General features: G+C 64.8%; 1 protein-coding gene. It reads left to right on the forward strand.

Annotated features, from left to right (window positions below; genetic code table 11):
• Positions 1–210 (forward strand): cell division protein SepF (locus tag AMS67_RS04545; protein WP_156316541.1); only part of this gene is annotated, 210 nt, incomplete at both ends.

The following is a 210-nucleotide window of genomic DNA, read 5'->3' on the forward strand; positions in this document are numbered from 1 at the left end:
GAGTACAAGGACGCGAAGGTCATCGCCGAGAGCTTCCGCGAGGGTGTCCCGGTGATCATCAACCTCTCCCGCATGGGCGAGGGCGACGCGAAGCGCCTCATCGATTTCGCGAGCGGCCTGACGATGGGCCTGCACGGCCGGATCGAGCGCGTGACCAGCAAGGTGTTCCTGCTCTCTCCCGAGCACATCGACTTCGTGCAGGCGCTCATC

The sequence above is a fragment of the Leucobacter japonicus genome (assembly GCF_001273855.1).
Taxonomy (GTDB): Bacteria; Actinomycetota; Actinomycetes; order Actinomycetales; family Microbacteriaceae; genus Leucobacter; species Leucobacter japonicus.